Source organism: Spiroplasma endosymbiont of Cantharis nigra, from assembly GCF_964019925.1.
GTDB lineage: Bacteria > Bacillota_I > Bacilli_A > Mycoplasmatales > Mycoplasmataceae > Spiroplasma_A.
The window spans coordinates 1,030,912-1,055,150 of sequence record NZ_OZ026470.1 but is presented as its reverse complement, the minus strand read 5'-3'; the positions used below and the strand labels follow the sequence as shown (position 1 = coordinate 1,055,150).

General features: G+C 25.7%; 25 protein-coding genes and 1 other RNA gene. All 26 read left to right on the top strand.

The genetic code is table 4. The annotated features are described in order from the left end of the window. Entirely contained in the window at window positions 1-1,266 is a 1,266-nt protein-coding gene (serS, locus tag AACL04_RS04625; protein WP_339029963.1) for a serine--tRNA ligase, read from the top strand. Window positions 1,267-1,371: 105 nt separating this feature from the next. Continuing rightward, window positions 1,372-1,469: signal recognition particle sRNA small type (ffs, locus tag AACL04_RS04620), an RNA gene on the top strand. Between the two features lie 15 nt (window positions 1,470-1,484). Continuing rightward, entirely contained in the window at window positions 1,485-1,910 is a 426-nt protein-coding gene (locus tag AACL04_RS04615; protein ID WP_339029962.1) for a deaminase, read from the top strand. Between the two features lie 35 nt (window positions 1,911-1,945). Continuing rightward, on the top strand, window positions 1,946-3,835 hold the full coding sequence (dnaX, locus tag AACL04_RS04610) for a DNA polymerase III subunit gamma/tau (protein ID WP_339029960.1): 1,890 nt from the start codon (window positions 1,946-1,948) through the stop codon (window positions 3,833-3,835). Continuing rightward, window positions 3,835-4,407, top strand: coding sequence for a toprim domain-containing protein (locus tag AACL04_RS04605; protein WP_339029958.1), 573 nt, complete (start codon window positions 3,835-3,837; stop codon window positions 4,405-4,407). The genes dnaX and AACL04_RS04605 overlap by 1 nt, the downstream gene beginning before the upstream one ends. 17 nt (window positions 4,408-4,424) lie before the next feature. Continuing rightward, the gene (gene tmk, locus AACL04_RS04600) at window positions 4,425-5,054 is read left to right on the top strand and encodes a dTMP kinase (protein ID WP_339029956.1); all 630 of its coding nucleotides are present in this window, start codon (window positions 4,425-4,427) and stop codon (window positions 5,052-5,054) included. Then, window positions 5,054-5,800 carry a hypothetical protein gene (locus AACL04_RS04595; protein ID WP_339029954.1) on the top strand — a complete coding sequence of 249 codons (747 nt, stop codon included), beginning with the start codon at window positions 5,054-5,056 and terminating at the stop codon, window positions 5,798-5,800. Before tmk ends, AACL04_RS04595 begins: the two co-directional genes overlap by 1 nt. Beyond that, window positions 5,800-6,522 (top strand): tRNA1(Val) (adenine(37)-N6)-methyltransferase, encoded by a 723-nt coding sequence (locus tag AACL04_RS04590; RefSeq protein WP_339029952.1) that lies wholly within the window; start codon window positions 5,800-5,802, stop codon window positions 6,520-6,522. Before AACL04_RS04595 ends, AACL04_RS04590 begins: the two co-directional genes overlap by 1 nt. A gap of 1 nt (window position 6,523) precedes the next feature. Then, on the top strand, window positions 6,524-7,660 hold the full coding sequence (tilS, locus tag AACL04_RS04585; RefSeq protein ID WP_339029950.1) for a tRNA lysidine(34) synthetase TilS: 1,137 nt from the start codon (window positions 6,524-6,526) through the stop codon (window positions 7,658-7,660). Between the two features lie 39 nt (window positions 7,661-7,699). Beyond that, window positions 7,700-9,616, top strand: coding sequence for an ATP-dependent zinc metalloprotease FtsH (ftsH, locus tag AACL04_RS04580; RefSeq protein WP_339029948.1), 1,917 nt, complete (start codon window positions 7,700-7,702; stop codon window positions 9,614-9,616). 77 nt (window positions 9,617-9,693) lie between these two features. Continuing rightward, window positions 9,694-10,542: an Hsp33 family molecular chaperone HslO gene (locus AACL04_RS04575; protein ID WP_339029946.1), complete on the top strand. Its 849-nt coding sequence runs from the start codon at window positions 9,694-9,696 to the stop codon at window positions 10,540-10,542. A gap of 54 nt (window positions 10,543-10,596) precedes the next feature. Further along, entirely contained in the window at window positions 10,597-11,589 is a 993-nt protein-coding gene (locus AACL04_RS04570) for an ABC transporter ATP-binding protein (RefSeq protein WP_339029945.1), read from the top strand. A gap of 100 nt (window positions 11,590-11,689) precedes the next feature. Beyond that, a complete protein-coding gene (locus tag AACL04_RS04565; RefSeq protein ID WP_339029944.1) occupies window positions 11,690-12,004 on the top strand; it encodes a DUF1904 family protein in 315 nt (104 codons plus the stop codon). After that, window positions 12,004-13,002: a tRNA dihydrouridine synthase DusB gene (gene dusB, locus AACL04_RS04560; RefSeq protein ID WP_339029942.1), complete on the top strand. Its 999-nt coding sequence runs from the start codon at window positions 12,004-12,006 to the stop codon at window positions 13,000-13,002. The genes AACL04_RS04565 and dusB overlap by 1 nt, the downstream gene beginning before the upstream one ends. After that, on the top strand, window positions 12,995-14,506 hold the full coding sequence (gene lysS / locus AACL04_RS04555) for a lysine--tRNA ligase (RefSeq protein ID WP_339029940.1): 1,512 nt from the start codon (window positions 12,995-12,997) through the stop codon (window positions 14,504-14,506). The genes dusB and lysS overlap by 8 nt, the downstream gene beginning before the upstream one ends. Beyond that, complete coding sequence (locus AACL04_RS04550) at window positions 14,506-15,513, top strand: hypothetical protein (protein ID WP_339029938.1); 1,008 nt, start codon at window positions 14,506-14,508, stop codon at window positions 15,511-15,513. Before lysS ends, AACL04_RS04550 begins: the two co-directional genes overlap by 1 nt. Before the next feature lie 47 nt (window positions 15,514-15,560). After that, on the top strand, window positions 15,561-16,160 hold the full coding sequence (locus AACL04_RS04545; RefSeq protein ID WP_339029936.1) for an IspD/TarI family cytidylyltransferase: 600 nt from the start codon (window positions 15,561-15,563) through the stop codon (window positions 16,158-16,160). A 123-nt stretch (window positions 16,161-16,283) separates the two neighbouring features. Continuing rightward, on the top strand, window positions 16,284-16,850 hold the full coding sequence (gene rpsF / locus AACL04_RS04540; protein ID WP_339029934.1) for a 30S ribosomal protein S6: 567 nt from the start codon (window positions 16,284-16,286) through the stop codon (window positions 16,848-16,850). A 21-nt stretch (window positions 16,851-16,871) separates the two neighbouring features. Further along, on the top strand, window positions 16,872-17,327 hold the full coding sequence (locus AACL04_RS04535) for a single-stranded DNA-binding protein (RefSeq protein WP_339029932.1): 456 nt from the start codon (window positions 16,872-16,874) through the stop codon (window positions 17,325-17,327). 16 nt (window positions 17,328-17,343) lie between these two features. After that, window positions 17,344-17,565: a 30S ribosomal protein S18 gene (gene rpsR / locus AACL04_RS04530; RefSeq protein ID WP_339029930.1), complete on the top strand. Its 222-nt coding sequence runs from the start codon at window positions 17,344-17,346 to the stop codon at window positions 17,563-17,565. 59 nt (window positions 17,566-17,624) lie between these two features. Next, window positions 17,625-18,071: a 50S ribosomal protein L9 gene (rplI, locus tag AACL04_RS04525; RefSeq protein WP_339029928.1), complete on the top strand. Its 447-nt coding sequence runs from the start codon at window positions 17,625-17,627 to the stop codon at window positions 18,069-18,071. Then, a complete protein-coding gene (dnaB, locus tag AACL04_RS04520) occupies window positions 18,071-19,423 on the top strand; it encodes a replicative DNA helicase (protein WP_339029926.1) in 1,353 nt (450 codons plus the stop codon). The genes rplI and dnaB overlap by 1 nt, the downstream gene beginning before the upstream one ends. Before the next feature lie 61 nt (window positions 19,424-19,484). After that, window positions 19,485-20,837 (top strand): Vmc-like lipoprotein signal peptide domain-containing protein, encoded by a 1,353-nt coding sequence (locus tag AACL04_RS04515; RefSeq protein WP_339029924.1) that lies wholly within the window; start codon window positions 19,485-19,487, stop codon window positions 20,835-20,837. A 30-nt stretch (window positions 20,838-20,867) separates the two neighbouring features. Beyond that, window positions 20,868-22,640 carry a hypothetical protein gene (locus tag AACL04_RS04510; RefSeq protein WP_339029922.1) on the top strand — a complete coding sequence of 591 codons (1,773 nt, stop codon included), beginning with the start codon at window positions 20,868-20,870 and terminating at the stop codon, window positions 22,638-22,640. Further along, window positions 22,640-23,308 carry a uracil-DNA glycosylase gene (locus tag AACL04_RS04505; RefSeq protein WP_339029920.1) on the top strand — a complete coding sequence of 223 codons (669 nt, stop codon included), beginning with the start codon at window positions 22,640-22,642 and terminating at the stop codon, window positions 23,306-23,308. Before AACL04_RS04510 ends, AACL04_RS04505 begins: the two co-directional genes overlap by 1 nt. An 11-nt stretch (window positions 23,309-23,319) precedes the next feature. Continuing rightward, on the top strand, window positions 23,320-24,225 hold the full coding sequence (locus tag AACL04_RS04500; protein WP_339029918.1) for a hypothetical protein: 906 nt from the start codon (window positions 23,320-23,322) through the stop codon (window positions 24,223-24,225). The last annotated feature ends 14 nt before the right edge of the window (window positions 24,226-24,239 follow it).

Below are 24,239 nucleotides of genomic sequence, written 5' to 3'. Positions count from 1 at the left end.
ATGCTAGATATAAATAAAATTGAAAGTGACTTTGATAAGGTCAATTCAGATTTAAAAAAGAGAAATAAGGATTTTAATTCAGATTTAAAAGAAATTATTAAACTAAATTCACAAAGAAAAGAAGTAACTTTTAAAGTAGAAGAATTAAAAGCTAAAAAAAATAAAATTTCAAAGGATATTGGAGTTTTAAGTAAAAATAATAAAAAAGATGAGATTGATAATTTAAAAAATGAAGTTTCAAAAATAAATCAAAAGATTGAAAAGTTAGATAATGATCTAAAAAGAATTAGCCAGGAAATTAATCGGAAATTGAGTTATATACCAAATATACCAAATGAAAACATTCCTTTAGGTAAAAGTGAAGAGGATAATGTTGAGATTAAAACATGAAAAGTAGGAAAAATAAAGAATAATGGTGAAGCACATTGAGATATTGCATCAAAACTAGGGTTAGTAGATTTTGAACTTGGTTCAAAATTGTCTGGTTCAAGATTTGTTGTTTATACTAATTTGGGTGCAAAGATAATTAGGGCTCTTGCAGATATACTAATTAATAGACATACAAGCAATGGTTACAAGGAAATGTTTCTTCCTTTAATAGTAAATAAGGAAAATATGTTTGGAACTGGACAACTTCCAAAATTTGAAGAAGATGCATATAAAATTGGTGATCAATACTTAATACCAACCTCTGAGGTTCCGTTAACAAATATTGTTAGAGATAAAATATTGGAAAAATCTCAATTACCTATGTATTTAACTGCTTTTACTCAATGTTTTAGAAAAGAAGCTGGCAGTGCTGGTAGGGATACAAAAGGTTTAATAAGACTACATCAATTCAATAAAGTTGAAATGGTTAAAATTACTGATAGTGAATCGTCTTACTTAGAATTAGAAAAAATGGTTATAGATGCAGAAGAATGTCTAAAGTTATTTAATCTACCATATAGAGTTGTTGAGTTATGTGGAGGAGATATAGGGTTTTCATCAGCAAAAACTTACGATTTAGAGGTTTGATTCCCACATCAAAATAAATATAGGGAAATATCTTCATGTTCAAACTGTTTAGATTTTCAAGCAAAGAGGATAATGGCAAGATATAAGAATGAAAGTGGCAAGAATGAAAATGTACACACATTAAATGGTTCAGGATTAGCAATTGATAGATTATTTGCAGCTATTTTAGAAAATTATTATGATGGCAATAAATTACTGATTCCTGAAGTTTTAAAACCTTATTTAGGTAATATTGACTTTTTAGAATAATGTTTCACGTGAAACATTATTTTTTTTTATTTTTTCTAAATTGTTTCACGTGAAACAATTTAGAAAAAATAAAAAGACTATAAATTTGTCTAAAAAATGTTATTATATAAATGTCATTGTAAGGGTGACGTTCGAAGTTGGTCAGGACCGGAAGGTAGCAGCCATAAGAATCTAGTGCCTTGTACAGTGACTTTTTTTATTTTTAGGAGAACTTTTTTATGGAATTAATTTTTAATATACTAGTTAAAGAATTAAAGAAATGTAAGAAGAATAAGGATGTTCCAGTTTCAGCCTTATTAATTGATACTAATAATAAAATTGTTGCAAAATCCTTTAATAGTAGGCAAAAGAAGTATAATTTCTCAAATCATGCTGAAATTAGAGTTTTAAATAAAATGTATAAAAGAATGAGAACTAAAAATTTGGGAGAATATAAGTTAGTAACTACATTAAAACCTTGTTTGATGTGTATTACAGTTATTGAAGAAGCCAATATAAAGAATGTCTTATATTATTTAGATAATATAAAGTGTAATTATAATAGAATATCAACTGATATAAAATTTGAAAAAATGGGAGATCATAAACAATATAAAGTTTTTGAAAGCGAATTAAAAGAATTCTTTTTAAATTTGAGGAAATAACTAGGTAAAATATTTATGCAAGGGGAGTAAAAATAATGGAGAATAAGAAGTCACTTTATAGAGAATATAGACCAAAGAATTTTGACCAAGTTGCAGGGCATTCTGGAATTAAAGAAATATTAATATCTCAGATTAATTCAAATTCATTTGGTCATGCTTTATTATTTTCTGGTCAAAGAGGAACAGGAAAGACATCAATTGCTAAAATATTTGCAAAGATAGTTGATTGTCAAAATTTAAATGGGTATAACCCGTGTGATAATTGTACTAGTTGTAAAGAATTTAATAATAATTCACACTCTGATATATTTGAAATAGATGCAGCTTCAAACAATGGAGTTGAAGAAATTAGACATATAAAATCTAATATATCTTTATTACCAAGTTTTTCTAAGTATAAAGTTTATATAATTGATGAAGTTCATATGCTATCAAACTCTGCTTTTAATGCTTTACTTAAAACTTTAGAAGAACCTCCTAAACATGTAATCTTTATTTTGGCAACTACAGAGTTTTCAAAAATTCCAGCAACAATAATTTCAAGATGTCAGCTATTTAATTTTAAAAAAATTGCTCAAGTAAATTTGGAACAAAAAGTTGAAGAAATATGTAATTTAGAAGGAAAAGAAATAACTAAAGAAGCTTTAAGCGAGATTTATTACATGTCAGATGGATCTTTAAGAGATGCTCTTAATTACTTAGAACAAGCTTTAACAATTTCTAGTAAAGAGGTTAGCGTTGAAATTCTTAAAAAAATATTTTATATTGCAACAAAAATGGAAAAAATTAATATTATTAGAAATGTAATTCAAGGTAATACAAAAGAGATAATATCTTATTTTGAAGTTTCAAATAATCAAGGAATTGATTTCCAAACAATGACTTTAAGTCTTTTAGATATTATTAAAGAGATAATTGAAGTTAAACTTACACAGGATTATACATTTTTGAAAAATTTAACAATTGATGAATTTAATAGCTTTAATGAAACTAATATAAAAATCTTCTTTGATTTAGCAGATAACATATCTAATTCTTATACAAAGTCTAAAAATTCAAATATAAGTTTTCAATATATATTAATAAATATATTGAAAACTGTTTCTACTAATAAACTTATAAGTGTTAATAATATGGACGAAGATATTTCCCCTATTTACAGCTCTAAATTAAATTGAGATGAACCAAATGAAAATGCAGAGGATTGAAATAATTCCAAAGATATTTTATTTAATAAGACTATTGAAACACCAATAGAAAATGCAGAAGAAATTAAATCTCAAAATATTCAAAAGGAAAATGTAGAAAATAATAGTTTCGAAATTAAAAATAATATAGTTGACTTTTTTAAAGAAAATGGAGACTCCAAATTCTTAAAACTACAGATGAAATTATTAATTTCGGAATCAAATATTTATAAAAACTTTATAGATTTTACAAATGATCAGATTATTAATGTTTTAGTAGGTGCCAATAAAGAAGCAAGAAAATATTTTGAAGAAAAATTTGAGCGTATTTTTGATGAAGATGTAATTAATAATAATTCAAAATTTATAGAAAATTTTATTATGTTTTATGGTTCAAAAATAACAGCTTCTAGTCAAGATTCTATTATTTTAGTATCTGAGGAAAGAACTATATCGAAATGAATTAATAATAGACTTCAAAATTCAGAGATAAGAAAGTTAATATATAAATATTTTGGTAAGGAAGTAAAAATAATTTCCTTAGATAAAAAAAGATGATCTGAAATTAGAATTGAATTTATGGATAGAAAAGACAATAATAAATTAACTAACTTTGAAAGTATTAATACTGAGTCTTTCTATGAAATGTTAAAAACAAAAGATGATAAAGAAGAAAACGAATATTTAAAAAGAGCTAAAGAAATTTTAGGAGATCAAAATATTAAGGTTGTGAATTAATGGATAAAATAATTGAAGAGTTAAAAAATATTGATGGAATTAGTAAAAAGGCAGCTGAAAAAATTATTTTTGATTTAATAATTAACAAAAATAAAATTAGTTCATTGGAATCTATAATATCTCAAATAAAGGATTCATATAGTGAATGCGATATATGTTTTTATTTTAGAGAAAATGGAGAATGTACTTTTTGTGATAATAAAAATAGAAATCAAAATATTATTTGTGTCGTTTCTACAAAACTTGATGCTATAAAAATTGCCAAAAGCAATTACAATGGGATAATTCATGTATTAAATGGTGAAATAAATTTAAATAAAAATATAGGTCCCGAAAAAATAAAAATAAGTGAATTATTTGTTAGAATTAATAAAGGTATAGAATTATTGCTAGCTTTAAATTTAACATTTGAAGGAGAAGTTACTTCAAACTATATAGCTAATAAGGCAAAAGGAATAAGCGAGAAAATTTCTAGAATTGCAAGAGGAATTCCATTGGGTGGAGTTTTAGATTATATTGACCAAGAGACGTTAAATGATGCAATTTTAAATAGAAAGAAACTAGATGATTAGTTTAGAGGAATTATAATATGTTATTTATTTCATTAGAGGGTATTGATGGTTCAGGGAAAACAACAATTTCAAAAATGATTAAAGATAATTTAATTCAAAAGGGATATAAAGTTCTATTAACAAGAGAACCTGGTGGAGAACCATTGGCAGAGGAATTAAGAAGAATTATTCTAGATGAAAAAAATTCAATTAATCCATGAGCTGAAACTCTTTTATATGTAGCAGCAAGAAAACAGCATTTGGACTCAATTATATTACCTGCTTTAAAAGAAGGAACAATTGTTGTTTGTGATAGATTTATGGATTCAACATCTGCTTATCAAGGATATGCAAGAAATATAGGTATGGCGGATGTAAACGAATTACAAAGCATTGTTTTAGGATCAACAAAGCCGGATTTAACAATATTTTTTGATATAACTCCAAAGGAATCTCAAATAAGATTAATGAATAGAAAAAGAAGTGCTGATAGAATGGAACAAGAAAACCAAAAGTTTCATGAAGCAGTTTATGAGGGGTATCAAATTTTAATTTCTGAAAATTCAGATAGAATTAAAGTTGTTGATTCTAGAAAACAAATTAACGAGGTTTTGCAACAAGTAGATTTTTTAATTGATAATGCTCTTAATGAAAGAACAAAAAAATAATGAAAAAAATAGAGGTATTTAATATTATTAATGAACTTATAAAGGAAAGAAGACTTTATCACTCAATAATAATTTCAAATGAAAATCAAAATGATCTTGATAATATCTCAAATGAAGTTTTAAGACAGATATATTGTTTAAATAACTCGCTTGAAAATGATAATTGTAATTGATGCTTAAAAACAGTTAATAAAAATAATCTAAATATTTCTTATATTGGAGATTCAATATCAAAAATATCAAAAGAAGATATTAAACAATTAATTATAAAATTTTCATCTTCAGGAATTGAGAATAACAAAAATAAGGTTTACATTTTATCAAATGGTGAAAATTTAAGTGATAATGCATCGAATGCTTTACTAAAATTTCTGGAAGAACCACCTCAAAATACATATGCAATTATATTAACAAAAGATAGAAATAAAATTTTGAGTACTATTAAATCTAGATGCAAACTTTTCTCAATCGAAAATGAAAATAAAAAAGAAAAAATTGATTCAGAAATTACTAATTTATTTTTAAATAGTGATAAGAGAAAGTTATTAAAATATTTAATAAATTTCAAAAAAATGGAAAGATCAGAAATTATAATAAACTTGAATATAGCTTTTGAAAACTCAATAAATTTAAATATAAAATTTTTACAAGAACTTTTATTAGATACAATAAATGAAATAAAGGAAACAAATTATATTAATTTGATTTTGGAAAATTTATTTATAAAAATGTATGAGGTGATTTAATGGAAGTAAAAAATAACATTTTAAATTATAAGAAACTTAAAATAATTCAAGATAATAAAATGTTTAATTTTTGTATTGACTCAATTTTATTGGCTAGATTTTGGAAACCCTCAAATAAGTATAAAAGTATTTTGGATTTTGGAACAAATAATGCAATTATTCCATTAATAATTTCTAGGTATACTAAATCAAAAATTACAGCTATTGAAATTCAAGAAGAGTCATGCCAAATTGCAAAAAAAAATATATTATTAAATAATTTAGAAAAGCAAATTGAAATAGTTAATATGGATATTAAAAAATTTGTTTTGGATAAAAATAACCAATTTGATTTAATCTTTTGTAACCCTCCATTTTTCAAAGTAGATAAAGAGTCAAATCTTAATAAGAAAAGTAAATTTTTAGTTCCAGCAAGACATGAGGTATTAATAACTTTAGAAGAAATAATAAAAAGTGCAAAAATAGCACTAAAAAATGGTGGTAAATTTCTTATGGTTCATTTGAGCAATAGGTTGGATGAAATTATTATTTTATTGAAACAAAATAATTTCTCAGTAAAGAAAATACAAATAGTTTATTCTAAAGAAAAACAAGCTTCAAAAAGAGTTCTTATTGAAGCAATTAATGATGGAAATGATGGAATGAAAATTTTAGAACCTTTATATATTCACAATGATGATGGATCTTATAAAAAGGAAATATTAGAAATGTTTGGTGATTAAATTGCTAAAAAAAGAAGAGAAATATATTTTAGGATTATCAGGCGGACCTGATAGTGTTTTTCTTTTTAATTACCTTTTGGAAAATGAATTTAAAAATTTTGTAGTTTGTCATGTAAATTATAATTTTAGAATAGATTCTAATAAAGATGTAGAGCTTATTAAAAAACTTTGCAAAGAAAATAATATTATTTTTTTTATTAAAACTATTAAGCAAAATTATAGTGAATTAAAAGAAAATTTTGAATCATGAGCAAGAAATATAAGATATGATTTTTTTTGTAAAAAATTGGAGAATCAAGGAGCTGATGCAATATTGATTGCTCATAATTTAAATGATCATATTGAAACATATTTGATGCAAAAACAAAGTAATAAAAAGGTTTCTTATTTTGGTATAAATAATCAATCCTTTTATAAAAATAAGAAAATATTAAGACCAATATTATCTATTAAAAAATCTGAAATTTTAAAATATTTGGATGATATGAAAATTTCTTATATTACTGACTATACAAATTCTAATTTAATATATGAAAGAAATAGAATAAGATCAACTCTTAGAGAAAGCAGTTTTAATGAATTAATTAAAGAAATTAGGAATAAAAATAATCAATTGATAGAGTATCAGTTAAAAATAAAAAACTTATCTATCTCTAATGAGTTAGAATTAAATAATTTTTGTAATGACAATGATTGAAATGAATATCTTTTATTTAACTTTTTAGAGAAAAATGACTTTGCTCAGTTTTTATATAAAACAAAAAAAGCAATTGTTAAAGAATTCTTAAAACAACTATTATCTAAAAAAAAGTTAATTGAAATAAAAAAAGGTAATCTAGTTTTAATGAAAGATTATGAAACTATTAGAGTATTAAAATCTAAGGATTTAAATATTTTTGAAATTGAAGATAGTGAAAATAAATACTTTAAAGAGCAGTTAATTAAAAATAATATAGTGAATAGTGAAAATATTATTATTACAAATAACTGAAAAAAATATCAATCTAAAATTTTTTTAAATGCTAAGTTGTTATCAAAAATATATAAAGATAAAAAGGTGAATTATCTTAAAAGATATGAAAATATTTTAATTTTTGATAAAACAAACAAAATACTTTTAAATAAAATAAACATATAATGATAAAATTATAAAGAAATTAGAAAACGGTGAAGAAAAATGAAAAAGAAAAAATCTATATGATTATGGGTTTTATTTATAGTTATGTTAATAGTAATAGGAATTGTTATTTGACAGTTTATTGCAGGGACATCAGATAAACTAACAGAATCAGAATTCCTTGAGCTATTAATGAATAATAAAATAAGTAAAAATTCAACAGAACAGGTATACAGTGGTTTACATATTATATCTGGGTCATATACTAATAGTTCTGGAGTAGTAAGGAAGTTTGTTTTAACTTTAACTAATTCATCTTATACTTCACTTCGTGATGATAATAATGCTTTTAAGGATTTTACTCAAAACATAATAACAATATCACAAGGAAATTCACCGTTTATGACTTTAATAATTAATTTATTACCAATGGTAATTTTAATTGGTTTTTATATTTGAATATTTTCATCTATGTCAAAAGGTGGAATGGGTGGTGGAATGTTTGGCCCAGGTAAAAACACAAGACCAAGAGAAATTAAATCAGATGTTAAATTTTCAGATGTTGCAGGTATTAATGAAGAAAAAATTGAACTTGTTGAACTTGTTGATTATTTAAAAAATCCTAATAAATATGCATTAATGGGAGCTAGAGTACCAAAAGGTGTTCTTATGGAGGGGCCTCCTGGAACAGGTAAGACTTTATTAGCAAAAGCAGTTGCTGGAGAAGCTGGTGTTGCATTTTTCTCAATGGCTGGTTCTGAGTTTGAAGAAATGTTTGTTGGTTTAGGAGCAAGTAGAGTAAGAGATCTTTTTAGTGATGCTAAAAAAGCAGCACCATGTATCATTTTTATTGATGAAATTGATGCTGTTGGTAGAAAACGTAGTGGTGGAATGGGAGCTTCAACAAATGAACAAACATTAAATCAATTACTTGTTGAAATGGATGGTTTTGCATCAAATGCTGGAGTTATTGTTATGGCAGCAACTAACAGAGTTGATGTTTTAGATAGTGCCTTATTAAGACCAGGAAGATTTGACAGAACTATTCAAATATCATTACCAGATATTCGTGAGAGAGAAGCAATATTAAAACTTCATTCAAGAAATAAATCTGTATCACCTGAAATTGATTGAAAGCGTATTGCTGAAAGAACGCCAGGTTTTTCAGGAGCACAACTAGAAAATGTTCTTAATGAAGCAGCAATTCTTGTTGTTAGAGATAAAAGAAAAATGATTAATATTTTAGATATAGATGAAGCTATTGACAGAGTAGTTGGTGGACCAGCTAAAAAATCAAGAGCTATGACAATGCAAGATAAACAAATTGTTTCATATCACGAAGCAGGACATGCATTAATGGGATTGAGATTAGAATCTGCATCAAAGGTTCAAAAAGTTACTATAATTCCTAGAGGAAATGCAGGGGGTTATACAATTATGACTCCAAAGGATGAATCAAATTTTTCATCAAAAGAAGATTTATTTGCATCAATTGCTGGTTATCTTGGGGGTAGAGCTGCTGAAGAAATTATGTTTGGTAAAAATAAAATTACAACAGGAGCACATGATGATTTAGATAAAGCTACAAATATTGCAAGAAGAATGGTTACACAATTTGGTATGTCAACTTTAGGACTTACAAAATATTTAACAATGCAAGAGGAATCATATGGACAAACAAAGGGTGTTTATTCAGATGAGGTTGCATTTAAAATTGATACAGAGATAAACACTATTTTAGAGAAATGTTACAAAACTGCATTAGAAGTTATAAATAAGCATAAAGATGTTTTAGAATTAATTGCAGAGTCTTTAAGAGTATTAGAAACAATTACTGCTGAGCAAATTGATTACATTGATAAACATAATAAATTACCAAAAGAAGTTGTAGAAGAAAAAAACAGAAAAGATGCTGAAGATAAGAAAAAAGAAACTGGAGCAATATTAGAATTTGAACCAGATGAAGATGATAAGTAAAACACTTTATCTTAAAGTGTTTTTTTATTTTTTAAACAAGTATAATAATAAAAGTGAATTTCAAGGAGAATAAAATTATGGATATGGAAATTAGAGCTATAAGTAAAAAAAATAATGTGAAAATATCAATAGTTGATATTACAGAAAGTTTTAATGAAATTGCAGTATTGCAAAATACAAATCCTCTTGCCACAGTTGCATTAGGTAGAACAATTATTGATAGTGCTCTTTTGAGTTTATCTATAAAAGATGGAAGCAAGATGACTACTAATTTAAATGGAATGGGTCTAGGCGGATCAATAATTGCTGAATTTCAGGATAAAAAAGTAAGAGGATATATTCAAAACCCAAACTTTGAAATTGATAAAATTAATCTTGAAGAGGGAAGTGCATTATCACAAGTAGTTGGAAAACAAGGATTTTTACAAATATCTAGAGATAATGGTGAAACTACTCCTTATACTTCAAGAGTCGAAATAATTTCAGGTGAGATTAATTTTGATTTTATGTATTATTTACAACAAAGTGATCAAATTAATTCTTTAATTACTTCAACAATTGAGTTGAATGAAGATGCCAGCATTAAAAAGGCTTGTGGAATAATTATTCAATTACTTCCTGGATTTAAAGATGAAGATATTGATTTTGTAGAAGAGAAGATAGGAACATTAGATCATTTAGTTAAAACTCTAATTAATACAACTAACTATGAATCTTTAATAAAAGATATTTGTAGTGATGCAAAAATATTAGGTATTAGTGAGTTAAAATTTGAATGTACTTGTAATATGGATAAGGTAGTATCTTCAGTTAAATTATTAGGAGAAAAAGAAATTAAAAAAATTATTGAACATGGAGAAATTGTAGAAGTTATTTGTGATTTTTGTAAAAAACAATATAATGTAAAACCAAATGAGATTAAATAAGTTTTATGTTATACTATTATAGGTGTATTTAAGTTCTATATTAAGGAGTTTAATATGGAAGACAAAGATTTAAAACAACAAAAAAGGGTTGAAGCAGATTTAAAACAATCTGAAAAGATTGACAATAAAAAACTAACTAAAAAAACTTCGGTTGGCATGGATCAAACTCTTATAAGAGAGTTTGAACATGTTCAGTTACCATTAGTAACTGAAGAAGGTGTTAAAGGATTGAAATTAAAAAATAAGATCCAAAAACAAAATACCTCAAAATATTCAAAAAAAATATTAGAAGGTAAAATAGTATCTACAACAGGGAATAATCCTGATTTAGATAAAAACGTTATTGAGCTATACAACGTAAAAAGATGATATGTGACTGGAGATATGTTAACTCCTGTGTTACGCGGTGTGGACTTGAAACTTGAAAAGGGTAAATTTATTGTAATACTTGGACCATCTGGTTCAGGAAAAACAACTTTATTAAATACAATCTCAGGATTGGATAAGGCATCAGAGGGTGATGTCTTTGTTCTAGGTAATAATTTGTCTTTATTAAAAGACTCTCATTTAACAAAATTTCGTAGAGAAAATGTTGGTTTTATATTCCAACAATACAATCTGCTTTCAAACTTAACTGCAAAAGAAAATGCAGAAGTTGGAGAAAACTTAAGTAAATCAAAAGAAAATAAAATGTCAATTGAAGAAATCTTTAAAACTATTGGTATGGAAGAACAAATGAATAAATACCCACATCAAATGTCTGGTGGACAGCAACAAAGGGTTTCCATTGCTAGAGCATTAGCAAAAAACCCCGAAATTCTATTTGGTGATGAACCAACAGGTGCACTAGATGAAGAGATGGGTAGAAAAGTATTAGATATTCTTGTTGATGTAAAAGAAAAATATAATACAACTGTAATCATTGTTACACATAATCCAAATATTAGTGAAATTGGAGATACTGTAATACACGTAAGAAATGGTTTAATTGATGAAATTAAGCACAATAAATCTCCAAAAAGACCAGCTCAAATTGACTGATCATAGTTCAAAAACTCTAAACTACAAATGAATAATTTGTAGTTTTTTAATCTTAAAATGGGTTTAAAAAAAGTATATAATTATAATTGTTAAAGGTGGGGAAATTATGCCAATTTTTAGTTTTAAAGGTGTGGATGAAACTCACCTTAAAGAATATTTTAAAAAAATTGATGAATTAGCTTTAATTATAAATACTGATTCTAAAAAAATAGTTTTTTGAAATGACACTAGTACTTTAATTGGAAATGGTTATGCAAAAGATGCAATTCAAATAAATATTGATTGAATTGCAAGACCCCTAAAACAAGCTGAGGTTGTTAATCATATTCAAAAATTCTTTTCAAAAATATCAAAAAATATATATGTTATATTTAAAGAAATAAATAATTTATTATATATAAATGGAGAAAGTAAAAATTAATGAAAATTAGAAATATAGATATAAAAGGTAAAGTATTTTTGGGTCCAATGGCAGGAACTACAAATGCAGCTTTCAGAATTATTTGTAAAGAAAAAGGAGCCTCTTTAGTATATGCTGAGATGGTTAGTACAGAAGGTTTAGTTCATAATAATCAAAAAACTAAAACTATGATTGAGGTTTCTGAATTGGAACATCCAATCACTTTACAAATTTTTGGATTTGATATTGAGTCATTTGTTGAAGGTGCAAAAATTGTTGAAGAATTTTCTGAGTGTGATGTTATAGATATAAATATGGGTTGTCCTGCACCAAAAGTTGCATTAAGAAGTCAAGCAGGAGCAAATTTATTAAAATATCCAGAAAGAGTAGGAGAAGTAATTAAGGCAGTTGTTGAAAATACTTCTAAACCAGTTACTGTAAAAATGAGAATTGGTTGAGATGATGAAAACAGAAATGTTGTTGAACTTGCAAAAATAGCTGAGAAAAATGGAGCTAGTGCTATAGCTGTGCATGGAAGAACAAGAAATCAATTTTATAATGGTAAAGCGGATTGAAGCTGGATTAGAAAAGTAAAAGAGGCAGTTAAAATTCCTGTAATTGGGAATGGCGATGTTTTTGATGGTCCTTCAGCAAAGGCGATGATTGAAGAAACAGGTTGTGATGGAATTATGATTGCAAGAGCAGCACAAGGTAATCCGTGAGTTTTTAGAGAAATACAACATTATCTTGATACAGGTGAATTTTTAGAGGGACCAAGTTATCAAGAATGAAAAGCAACAGTGACAAGGCATGCAAATATTTTAATTGAAATGCGTGGAGAAGAATTTGCAATTAGAGAAATGAGAAAACAACTTCTTTGATATTTAGGAACATTAGGTTCAGATAATAAAATAAAAGAAATGAAAAAAATGGCAACGACTATAGAATCATTAGAAGATATGAAAAAAATATTTAAATTTTATGAAGATGGAAAATTAGGAGAATATGAAAATGAGTAATAATTTTGAAAGAAATTTCTCAGAACAAGAAAATATTAGAAGAGAAAAATTAAAAAAACTTATTAATGATAAGAGAGATCCATTTATTGAGAATGAGTTTAATAAAAGTCATTCTATAAATGAACTAAAAGAAAAATTCTCTTCATTTTCAAAAGAGGAATTACAAGAAAAAACAAATATTAAAATATCTACAGCAGGAAGAATAAGACTATTTAGAGAAGCTGGTAAAAAGGCAATTTTTGGAAATATTCAAGATCAAGATAATGCAATGCAAATTTATGTAAGACAAGATGAAATTGGGGAAAAAGAGTTTGAGTATTTTAGGGATTTAGATCTTGGTGATATAATTGGAATTGAAGGCATTATGATGAAAACAGATCATGGTGAATTAACTATAAGAGTTAAAAATGCTAAATTATTATCTAAAGCTTTAAAGCCTTTACCAGATAAGCATTTAGGTATTGCAGATATTGAAGAAAAATATCGAAGAAGATATGTTGATTTAATTGTTAATCCTGAATCAAAGCAAGTCTTTATTGACAGAACAAAAATTATAAGAACTATTCAATCAATTTTGGATTCTAAAGGTTATATGGAAGTTGAAACTCCAATTTTACAATCTGTAAAGGGAGGAGCAAGTGCAAAACCTTTTGTGACTCATTATAATGCATTAGATAGTGAATTCTTTTTAAGAATTGCAACTGAATTACACTTAAAGAGATGTATTGTTGGTGGATTTGATGGTGTATATGAAATAGGAAGAATTTTTAGAAATGAAGGTATAAGCACACGACATAATCCTGAATTTACTTCTGTTGAACTTTATGTGGCTTACAAAAATATGAATTTTCTAATGACATTATGTGAGGAACTATTTAAAGAATGTTCAATTGCAGTTAGAGGAACTGCAAAAATTAATTATTCTGGACATGATTTAAACTTGGAGAAGCCTTTTAAAAGATGACATATGGTTGATGCAATTAAAGAAGTATGTGGTGTAGATTTTTGAAAAAAAATGACTTTTAAAGAAGCATGTACAATTGCAAAAAAACATAATATCAAAGTAGATAAACATCATTTTTCAGTAGGTCATATTATTAATTTATTTTTTGAAGAGTTTGTAGAAGAAAAAATAATTGAACCTACTTTCATTTGAGGACATCCAAAAGAAATATCTCCTCTTTCAAAATTAAATGCAAAGGATTCTAGGTTTACTGATAGATTTGAATTATTTATTATTAATAGAGAATATGCAAATGCATTTGCTGAGTTAAATAATCCAATTGATCAATATGAGAGATTTATTGATCAAATAAAAGAAGCTGATGCAGGAAATGATGAAGCAAATGATATGGATATTGATTTCATAGAGGCTTTAGAATATGGAATGCCTCCAACAGCTGGAATTGGAATTGGAATTGATAGGTTAGTTATGTTATTAACAAATTCTGATTCAATAAAAGATGTTTTACTTTTCCCTCAAATGAAGCCAAGGGGTATCTAATGAAATATGGTATTGCTTTAGGTTATGTATCTAAATTAAATTTTAAAGATACAATAGAGGGAATAGAATTTATTAAAGAAAATATTTTCTCTTCTTTAAAAGGTAAATTTAATTTATTAAATATGTCTAGTGGTTTAATTACAAATAAATCGGTATGACTAAATGATGATTTTCAACAAACAAAGAGGCCAATTGATTTTGATACTGTAAGTCAAAATGAATATGGTGAAGTAATACAAGCAAATAATAAATGAAGAAGATATTTTTTAAGAAATCTAGAAAATGATGATAAAACTATAAGTGGAATAATAACTAATTTTACTACAGTTAACAGAGATGTTAATTTAGATAACACAAATTCTTTGATATATGAAGAAATTGGTTTAGAAATTCTTGTTGATGAGGTTGATATGGAATTTTTAAATAATAAATTGATAGATATTTATAAAATTTTGTGTCTTATTGATTTAAAGATAAGTGAAAAGTTTCAAAATTTAAATAGCTTTCACTACTCAAAAACTTTAACATTTATAACTTATGAAAAACTTAGAGAATTATATCCGTTATTAACTTTTACTGAGAGATTAAATAAGTTTGGTAAAGATAATGGTAGTTTTGTAATTCAAAATTATGCAGATAAAATTTTTAATCAAAAAAATATTAGTCAGTTTTCTGAAGATGTTTTTAATTTAAAAACCTATTCTAAGCTTTATATTTATAATGGGGAATGTGAAAAATCTATCTCAGTTTCTTACGCAGGATTTCAAGTTGATAGAAAAACCTTAAAAGAACAAAATTTAATACTAAAAGAAAATAGTAAAATTAATAACGATTATAATCACTTAATTAAATCAAATGAGCTACCATTAACTTTATCTGCTGGTGTTTTAATAAATAGAGTTGTTATGACAATTCTTGAAAAGCAACATATTGGAGAAGTTCATTCTTCAATATGAGGCAAGGAATTTATGGAATATTGTAAAATAAATAATATTAATATTTTTTAATCACAACAATGTTGTGATTTTATTTATAATTAGATTGGTGATAAAAAATGATATCTTTAATTATTGTTGCAAATGGGTCAAGTGAAAGATTCGGACAAAATAAAATGTTAGTGAAAATTGGAAATGAGTTATTGATAAATAAAACAATAAATAGTTTTTATAATATTAAAGAAATTAAAGAGATTATTTTAGTATCAAATAAGGACGTTTTTAATTTAATTAAGGATGAGAAAATTATTTTAGTTGAAGGTGGAGAAACAAGAGCTGAATCTGTCAAAAAAGGTTTAGAATTAAGCAAAGAAAATTATGTATTAATTCATGATGGAGCAAGACCTTTTGTGACTAAAAAACTTATTCAATCAATTATAGAAAATTTAAAAAATTATGATTGCGTTGTTCCAACATTAAAAGTTATAAATTGCTTAAAGCTCATTAAAAATAATAAAATAAAAACTGTTAATAGAGATTTTTATATTCAAACTCAAACACCTCAGGGTTTTAAGGCTGAAATAATAAAAAAGGCTTATGCTAAAAAAAATTATAGAAATTTTGATGATTGTCAATTAATTGAAAGACAAAGTAATAAAGTTAAATTTATTGATGGTGAAGAAAGTAATATAAAAATTACTTTTAGAAAAGACTTATAAGGTTCCTTATAAATTCAATCTATATTGAATAAACATTAGTTTTTACTATATAATAAATAAGCGAGTTAATTTTTATTAACTCCTTGCCTTTAATTAGGCCAAAAGACCACAAGGAGATAGAATATGATTAGAAAATACGAAATAATGTATATCATTGATCAAGATGTAACAGATATTAAAGCTGTACAAAAAAAATTACATGACATACTTACTAATAATGGCGGAAAAATTTTAGAATCAGAAGACTGAGGTTTAAAAGATTTTGCATATGTGATTAAGAAAAAGAAAAAAGGTTATTATACTGTTGTAATAGCTGAAACAGATTCTGCAAATATTAATGAATTTGAACGTGTGTCAAGAATTGATAAAAGTGTTGTTAGATATCAAGTGATTAATACTGAAAATGAAAAAAGATATATTCAATCAACAAAATTATCAAAAACTGATATGTCTAAATTTAAAGAAGAGAAAAAACCTTCAAGAGGATTCGATAGAAGAATGCCAAGAAGAGATGAAAATAGTAATTCACAAGAATTTAGTGAAATAAAAGTTAATAGAGAAGTAAAAGAAGTAAAAGAAGTAAAAGAAGTAAAAGAAGTAAAAGAAGTAAAAGAAGTAAAACCAAAGGTTGCAGTTAAAACTGAGGATAAAGAAGTAAAAGTAACAAAAGATAAAAAAGAAGTTGCTTAATATATTTGAAGGAGAATTTAAATGAATTCAATAAATTTAATTGGAAGAATAACAAAGGACCCTGAACTTAGAAGTTCATCAAATGGTAAATCTTTTGTTGCGTTCACATTGGCTGTTAATGAATTTTCTGGTGGTAATCAATTTACACAATTTGTACCATGTTTTGCATGAGAAAAAACAGCAGAAAATCTTGCAAAGTTTGTAAAAAAGGGAGCTCAGATTTCTGTTGAAGGTTCTATTAATGTTAGACAAGAAAATAATAATGGCCAATTTTCGCAAATAGTTACTGTGAGAGCTAATAGAATAGAATTTTTGAGTGGTACTGGAACTGCAAGTAATAACCAATCTGGATCAAATAATTCATTTGAATCAAACCAATCAAAATCATCTACCCAACAAACATCAAATAATTTTGATTTTGATCTAATAGATGATTCAAAGTCATCAAATGATGATTCAATTTTATGAGAAGACTAAAAGAGGAGAATAAAAAATGAAAAAATTTGTAAGAAGAAAAAAAGTTAATTTCTTTGCAAAAAACAATATCGATTATATTGACTATAAAGATGTAGATCTTTTAAAAAAATTTATATCAGGTAATGGGCAAATACTGCCCAAAAGAGTAACAGGAACATCACCTAAACATCAAAGAATGTTAGCTATTGCAATAAAAAGAGCAAGAGGAATGGGATTATTACCTTTTGTTGTTCAATAATAATTTTTCAAACACCAACAAGGTGTTTTTTATTTGTTATAATTATTAAGGTGAAAAAAATGAAAGTAATTCTATTAAGTGATGTAAAAAACTATGGTAAAAAAGATGATGTTGTAAATGTATCTGATGGATATGCAACAAATTTTTTAATTCCAAAGGGTTTAGCAATTGTTGCATCAAAGGGTGATTTAAGTCACTTAAATGTTAGAAAAGTAAAAGAAGAAAAAATTAAAGAGGAGAAGGAAATTGAAATAAATAATTTAAAGTTAAAGATTGAAGATATTCAATTGAATTTTAAAATAAAAACAAAAGATGGAAAACCATTTGGTTCAATTTCACTTTCTCAAATTACAGATAGAATTAAAAAGGAATTTCTTATTGATTTAGATAAAAGAAAATTTGAGAAGCATGAAAATATTAATAAACTTGGTTTATTTTATTTAAAAATTAAGCTTGATTTTAAAATTATTGCCACTCTAAAAGTCTTTATAGAGGGCACAGAATAATGAAAGAAAATATGAATATTAGTATTGAAAGTGTTTTAATTGACTCAGAAAAAGCAGTTTTAGCAATAGCAATGCATTCACCAAAAGCAAGTTTTGATATTTTAACTCAGTTAAATTCAGAAGATTTTAGTTTAGAAAAACATCAAATTATTTTTGAAGCAATAAATACAGTTTCAATTAATAGTCAAAATATAACTATTACAAAACTAGCTGAGTATTTAGAAGATAAAAAGTCACTTGAAAAAGTCGGAGGAGTATCATATTTGTCTGATGTATCTGGTTACTTTTATACAGATGAGGGTTTTGAAGATTATGTAGAAATAGTTTTTAAAAATTCAATTGGAAGACAACTAGATAGAGCTTTAATACACATTAAGCAATTAAGAGATAGTAAATCACCTATTGATGAAGTTTTTGTTATTGCTCAACAAAAAATTCTTAATATAAAAACAGATGTTAAAAAAGATGATGCAACCGAAGTTAAGGAAACTGTAGTTGACGTTATTAAAAAAATTGAAGCTTTAGAAAAAAATGGAGGTTTAGTAAATGGGGTCCCATCAGGGTTTTCTGATTTGGATCAAATTACTAATGGATGACAAAAAGGAGATTTTATAATTTTAGCTGCTCGTCCATCAATGGGTAAAACAGCATTTGCTCTTAACTTGGCAGTGAATGCAGCAGAAAGACAAAAGGGTGTAGCATTTTTTTCTTTGGAAATGCCAAAAGAACAATTAGTTCAACGTATATTAAGTTCAATTTCAGGTATAGAATCTAGTTCACTAAGAAATGCTCAAGGGTTAACAACAGAAAAATGGTCTAGAATTACAGCTAGCGGTGAGCAAATAAAAAATATGAATATTGTTATTGATGATACTCCGGGAATTACTGTTTTACAATTGCAATCAAAACTTAGAAAAATGAAAAGAGATTTTGGAGTAGAAATTTGTTTTATTGATTATCTACAATTGATTTCTTCAATGTCAAATAAGTTTGATAGTAGACAAAATGAAGTGGCAACTATATCTAGACATTTGAAAAAAATAGCTAGGGAATTAAATATGCCAATAATTTGTTTATCACAATTATCTCGTAGTGTTGAAAAGAGAGAAGAGAAAACACCATTAATGTCTGATTTAAGGGATAGTGGAGCTATTGAACAAGATGCAGATATAATTATGTTTTTATATAGAGATGCATATTATAAAACAAAAGAATATAATCTTGCTTCTGAAGACCCAACTGATGAAACAGATGTAATAATATCAAAGCATCGTAATGGAGCTACAGGAGTTATTAAAGTAAATTTCCTTAGAAGTTATGGTAAATTTATTGATCAGTCTAAAAATTCCTAATGCTTTTTTCCTTCAAATAAGGTAAAATAGAGTAAAGATTTTTTTAAAAGAGGTTTAAATTATGAAAAAGTTATTATCGGTTTTAGGTTCATTACTAGTTGTTGCTCCAAGTATATCAGCTGTTGTATCTTGTGGTATTGAAACAAATCCAATAAAAATTACAATTGATGAAAAGGAAGAATTTAAAATTGCTAATAATAAAGTTAACTTTCAAAAACTTTTTGGTAGTGCAGCAACTTTACCCGTTTTAGCTAATTTAATTTTGGAGTCTTTAACTTTTAGTGAAACTAAATATCCAAACATTAAAAAAAGAGAAGAGCAAAAAAAAGTTCTGGGTGAAAAAGGATTAGGTATGGCGTTAGAGAATCTTTTTATCGATGGTGAAAAAGAATATATTGAATTTATTGATAATACAAAAGATGAAGATTCTCAATCAGCGTTTAAAAAAGATTATGAAGCTCCAAAAAATTCAAACTTTATTGAAATTAATTATAATTTAGGTGTTACTAAATCTGAATTAAGTGAAAATGAAAAGTGAACTGCATCAAATGCTTCAGTATATGAAGCATCGAATGCTTTAACAATGAATACAAAAATAGAATATAAAGATGGTAAGGTTCAAAAAATTAAAGAAAATCAAGATGGAAATAAAAAGAATCTTAAAGATTATATTGAACTTAAATGAGAAGATAGTCACCATAAAAAATATTTTGAAGAAGATAGTTTTAGTAGTTACAAAGATAAGAAAATTTATAATATGACTGATGAAAATGCAAATGAACTTTACACAAAGATTAAAGAGTCTGGAAGTGAAGAAATGAAAAAGGCTTTAGGTGTAAACAGTTTGACTCAAGCACAATTTAAAACATTACATACACAATTAAATAAAGTTGATGAAAAATTTAGAAATGGTATATTAATGCCTGGAAAATTTGATAACAACTTTGTTCAAAGTGATGCAAAATTTATTGAGTATAGTGGTGGTAGTGTAGAAGCAAGACATGACATATCAAATGGAGTTACTTTTTATACTGCAAATGATGGAAAAACAATGCAAGCACAAGTTGTTGGTTCAAAGGAAAATGACAAAAGAACTTTTATTTATGGAAAATCAGATAATGATCAAAAATTAAGTATTGATTTTTTATTTAATGTTCCTGGGGATAAAAAAGATTCTGAAAGTAGAAATTATAAATTAAAACTTACTTTAGATAATTTGATTGTGGGTTATCAATTAAATGGAATAGTATTAGAAAAAGGTTTTGATAACGAAAATAAAGAAAGAACAGATGAAGTTATATATTGATATGAACCAAGCATTTATCAGTTTACTGAAGAAGAAATTTTTAGAGCTGGAAATGATGATATATTTAAAGATTTACAAAAGGCAAAGTTAGAAATAGAAACTATTTAATAATAAAAAATGAGAAGGGTTAGGGTCACTATGAATTATTATGTAAAATTTGAAAATGATTTTTTTAATATAGTTGACGGAAGAACAAATCAAATAGTGGCATCTTTTATTGGTGAATTGGAAGCAAATAAATTTATACAATCTCTTATTAAAACTACTAATAGAGCTATTTCAAACTGACAAAAACCTCAAAGAAATAATTTTTTATATGATAATAATTTTAGTAGTAAAAAAATTGGCATACATGAAGATCCATTTCAATTAAAATTAGGACAATCAGCTCCTTATGGTGTTTCTAATAAATATTTAAATGAAAATAGAGGTTCAAATACTCAACCAGTTAACAACGTACAAAATGGGATTCCTCAACAAAATTGTGAAAAGAGTCAAGTTCCAAGTATTGTGCAAAACTTTATTCAATCGCCATATCCAAATATGCAACAACCAAACTTTTATAATCAAAATATGCAACAACCACCTTATGGATATCCAAATATGCAACAACCTTCATATCCTACATACAATGGACCAACACAAAATTTTGGAATTATGAATGGCCAAAGTAGTGTACCCTTTATACCATTTCAAAATAGTGGTTATGTTGCTGATTCTTCAAACTTTAATAATCAAATGTATAATCAAAATAATAATGAGATTAATAAACTAAATAATGAGGATTCTAACTCTAAAATATTATCAGGTCAGATAAATAATCTTTCTGATCAATTATTAAATTTAAGCGGTCAGGTAAATAGTATTTCTGATAAATTAAGAAATGATGAAAATAATAATATTGAAAATAATAGAGAATCTGAAATTAATAACATATATTTTGAAGAACCTAATGAAAAAATTAATAACTTCTTAAATGTCAATGAACAAAGTAAGAATGAAGGTATTGGAAATTATAAGCATAATTTATTTAGTAATAAAAAGTTTGAGGACAGATATAAGCAAGAGAAGATAAATCAATTTGAAGATAGATATGAACAAACAAATATAAAGGAATTTGAAAATAAATCTGAACTAGAACAAAATAATGAAGAAGATTTTAAAATTGGATTTAATGATAATACTATTTCAATTGATTCAAGTTTATTTGAAGAGGATAAATTAGGAGCTATTATTCAAGAAAATAAAGTTTTTATTAATAATACTGATGATGATAGCTTAGGGGAAATTTCTGCCTATAAAGACTTAACAGGTTTTAATAATTTTAAAAATAATAATGAAAGTATAATTGAGCAAGAAAATATTAATTTAGAAGATGACTTAAAAATAGTTAATCAGGATTTTATCGATAAGCAAAATAAAAAAGCTAAAATTAATGGCCTTGATGATTTACCTGAAGTTAATGCAGATTTTGAAGAAACCCCAACTCTATATTTAAGTGAAGTAGCTAGTGAATTAATTAAAGAACATCAAGAACAAAAAGAGGGAAGAGAAATAATTGATCAAATTCCTGAAGAAAAAAAAATATTTGGCCTTGATGATTTACCAGATACAATTAAAAATATTACTATTGGGGATGATGAGTCTGATGAATTTGAAAAAAAAGCAATATCAGAAATATACCAAAAGAATTTAATTCCTGAAAATAATATATTGAAAAAAAGAGATCCAAATGTAATAGATTTAGGTCCTGTTAATGAAGATGACGAAATATTTTCAACTCCAAGAAGAGATGCAGAATTAGAAGATCTAGATAATGTTTCTCTTTCTAAAAAAGAAAAAAAAGAACTAAGAAGAATCAAAAGAAGAGAAGAAAACTCTAGAAAAAAATATGAAAAGCTACTTAAATAATGAATATATTAAAAGAATTACCAAAAGAGTGAATGGATTTATTTTCAGCTAAAGATATTATTAAAGACATTGAAAGTATTTTTAATAATATTGAAAGTTTTGAAAATATATATCCTGAAAAAGATGATATTTTTAGAGTGTTTAAATTAATTAAGCCAAAAGATATTAAAGTCATTATTATAGGACAAGATCCTTATCATGGCAAAAAACAAGCAAATGGAATAGCTTTTAGTGTGTCTAATAATGTTAGAACTCCACCAAGTTTAAAAAATATTTTTAAAGAATTAAAAAGTGATTTAGGTATTGATCACTTTCAAAATAATGACTTATCAAATTGAGTTAAACAGGGTGTTTTTTTAATTAATTCTTCTCTTACGGTTGAAAAAGGCATACCAAATTCTCATAAAGATTTAGGATGAAATAAAGTAATTTTAAAAATTTTAAATGAGATTAATAATCTTAATGAAAATATTATTTATTGTTTATGGGGAAATTTTGCAAAAAAACTATATAATAGTCTTGTATGTAAAAATGAGAAGAAAATTATTTTTTCTGCTCATCCCTCACCATTTAGTTTTAAAAGAGGATTTGAAAATAGTAAACCATTTTCAAAAATAAACTTAATGTTGAAAAATAATAATGAAGAAAAAATTTATTGAGAAGATTAAGGAGCAATAATATGAATAACATTAGTAAATGGTTATTAGAGGGAAATAATATGGCCTATGCGATGTCTGCATTTATAGGTTTCTTTATTGCTGTTTATTTCTTTTATAATGCAATATCATATTGAGTTCTTAAAGAAAGATATCATGGTATCAGATTTACTACAAAAAACATTGCTTATATAACAATGTTTACAGCCATAAATGTAAGTGTTACTGTTGTTATTTCATTAACACTGCCAATAACTGTATTTCCACCAATTAGAATTGCCTTTGAAGGTGTTATGGTAAAAATAACTGGTTTTATTTTTGGACCAATTATTGGAGTTTTAGTAGCACTTATAACAGAAGTCTTAGTAATGATTTTTGTTCCATCATTTATACATCCTGCATTTATAATTGTAATAATCTGTTATGGTTTTATTGCAGGTATTGGATCAAGTTTTTTAAGATTAGGTAAAGGATATAATTGAGTACCAGTAGCTTTAATTAATTTATTTTTAATATTGTTTGCAATTTTTATTGTATATGTAATTAGTGCATATCCTGAGGGTGAATCAATAAAAATTTTAAGTTTTGAAGTGTCTAAGGAAGTTTATAAGTGAATTTTTTTAGGCTCAATAATTGTTTGTCTTGGTTTATTTTGAGTTATTTATTTTATTCTTCTCATTCGAGGACAAAGGAAGACATTACATGTACTACTCCCAATAATACTTTTTGCAACGGCTTCAGAATATCTAGTAACAGCTGTTATTTCGGCTTGGGGAGATGCTGGTTTTTTAGGAATACCATCAGAAGGTGGATATACAGCTATGTTTATTGGAAGACTTATTCAAGCACCATTAAAAATAATATTTAATTCAGCAGCTTTATATTTAACCTATAAAGCTGTAGCTCCGTTAATTAAGAGAGATAGATAATGTAACCTAGAGGT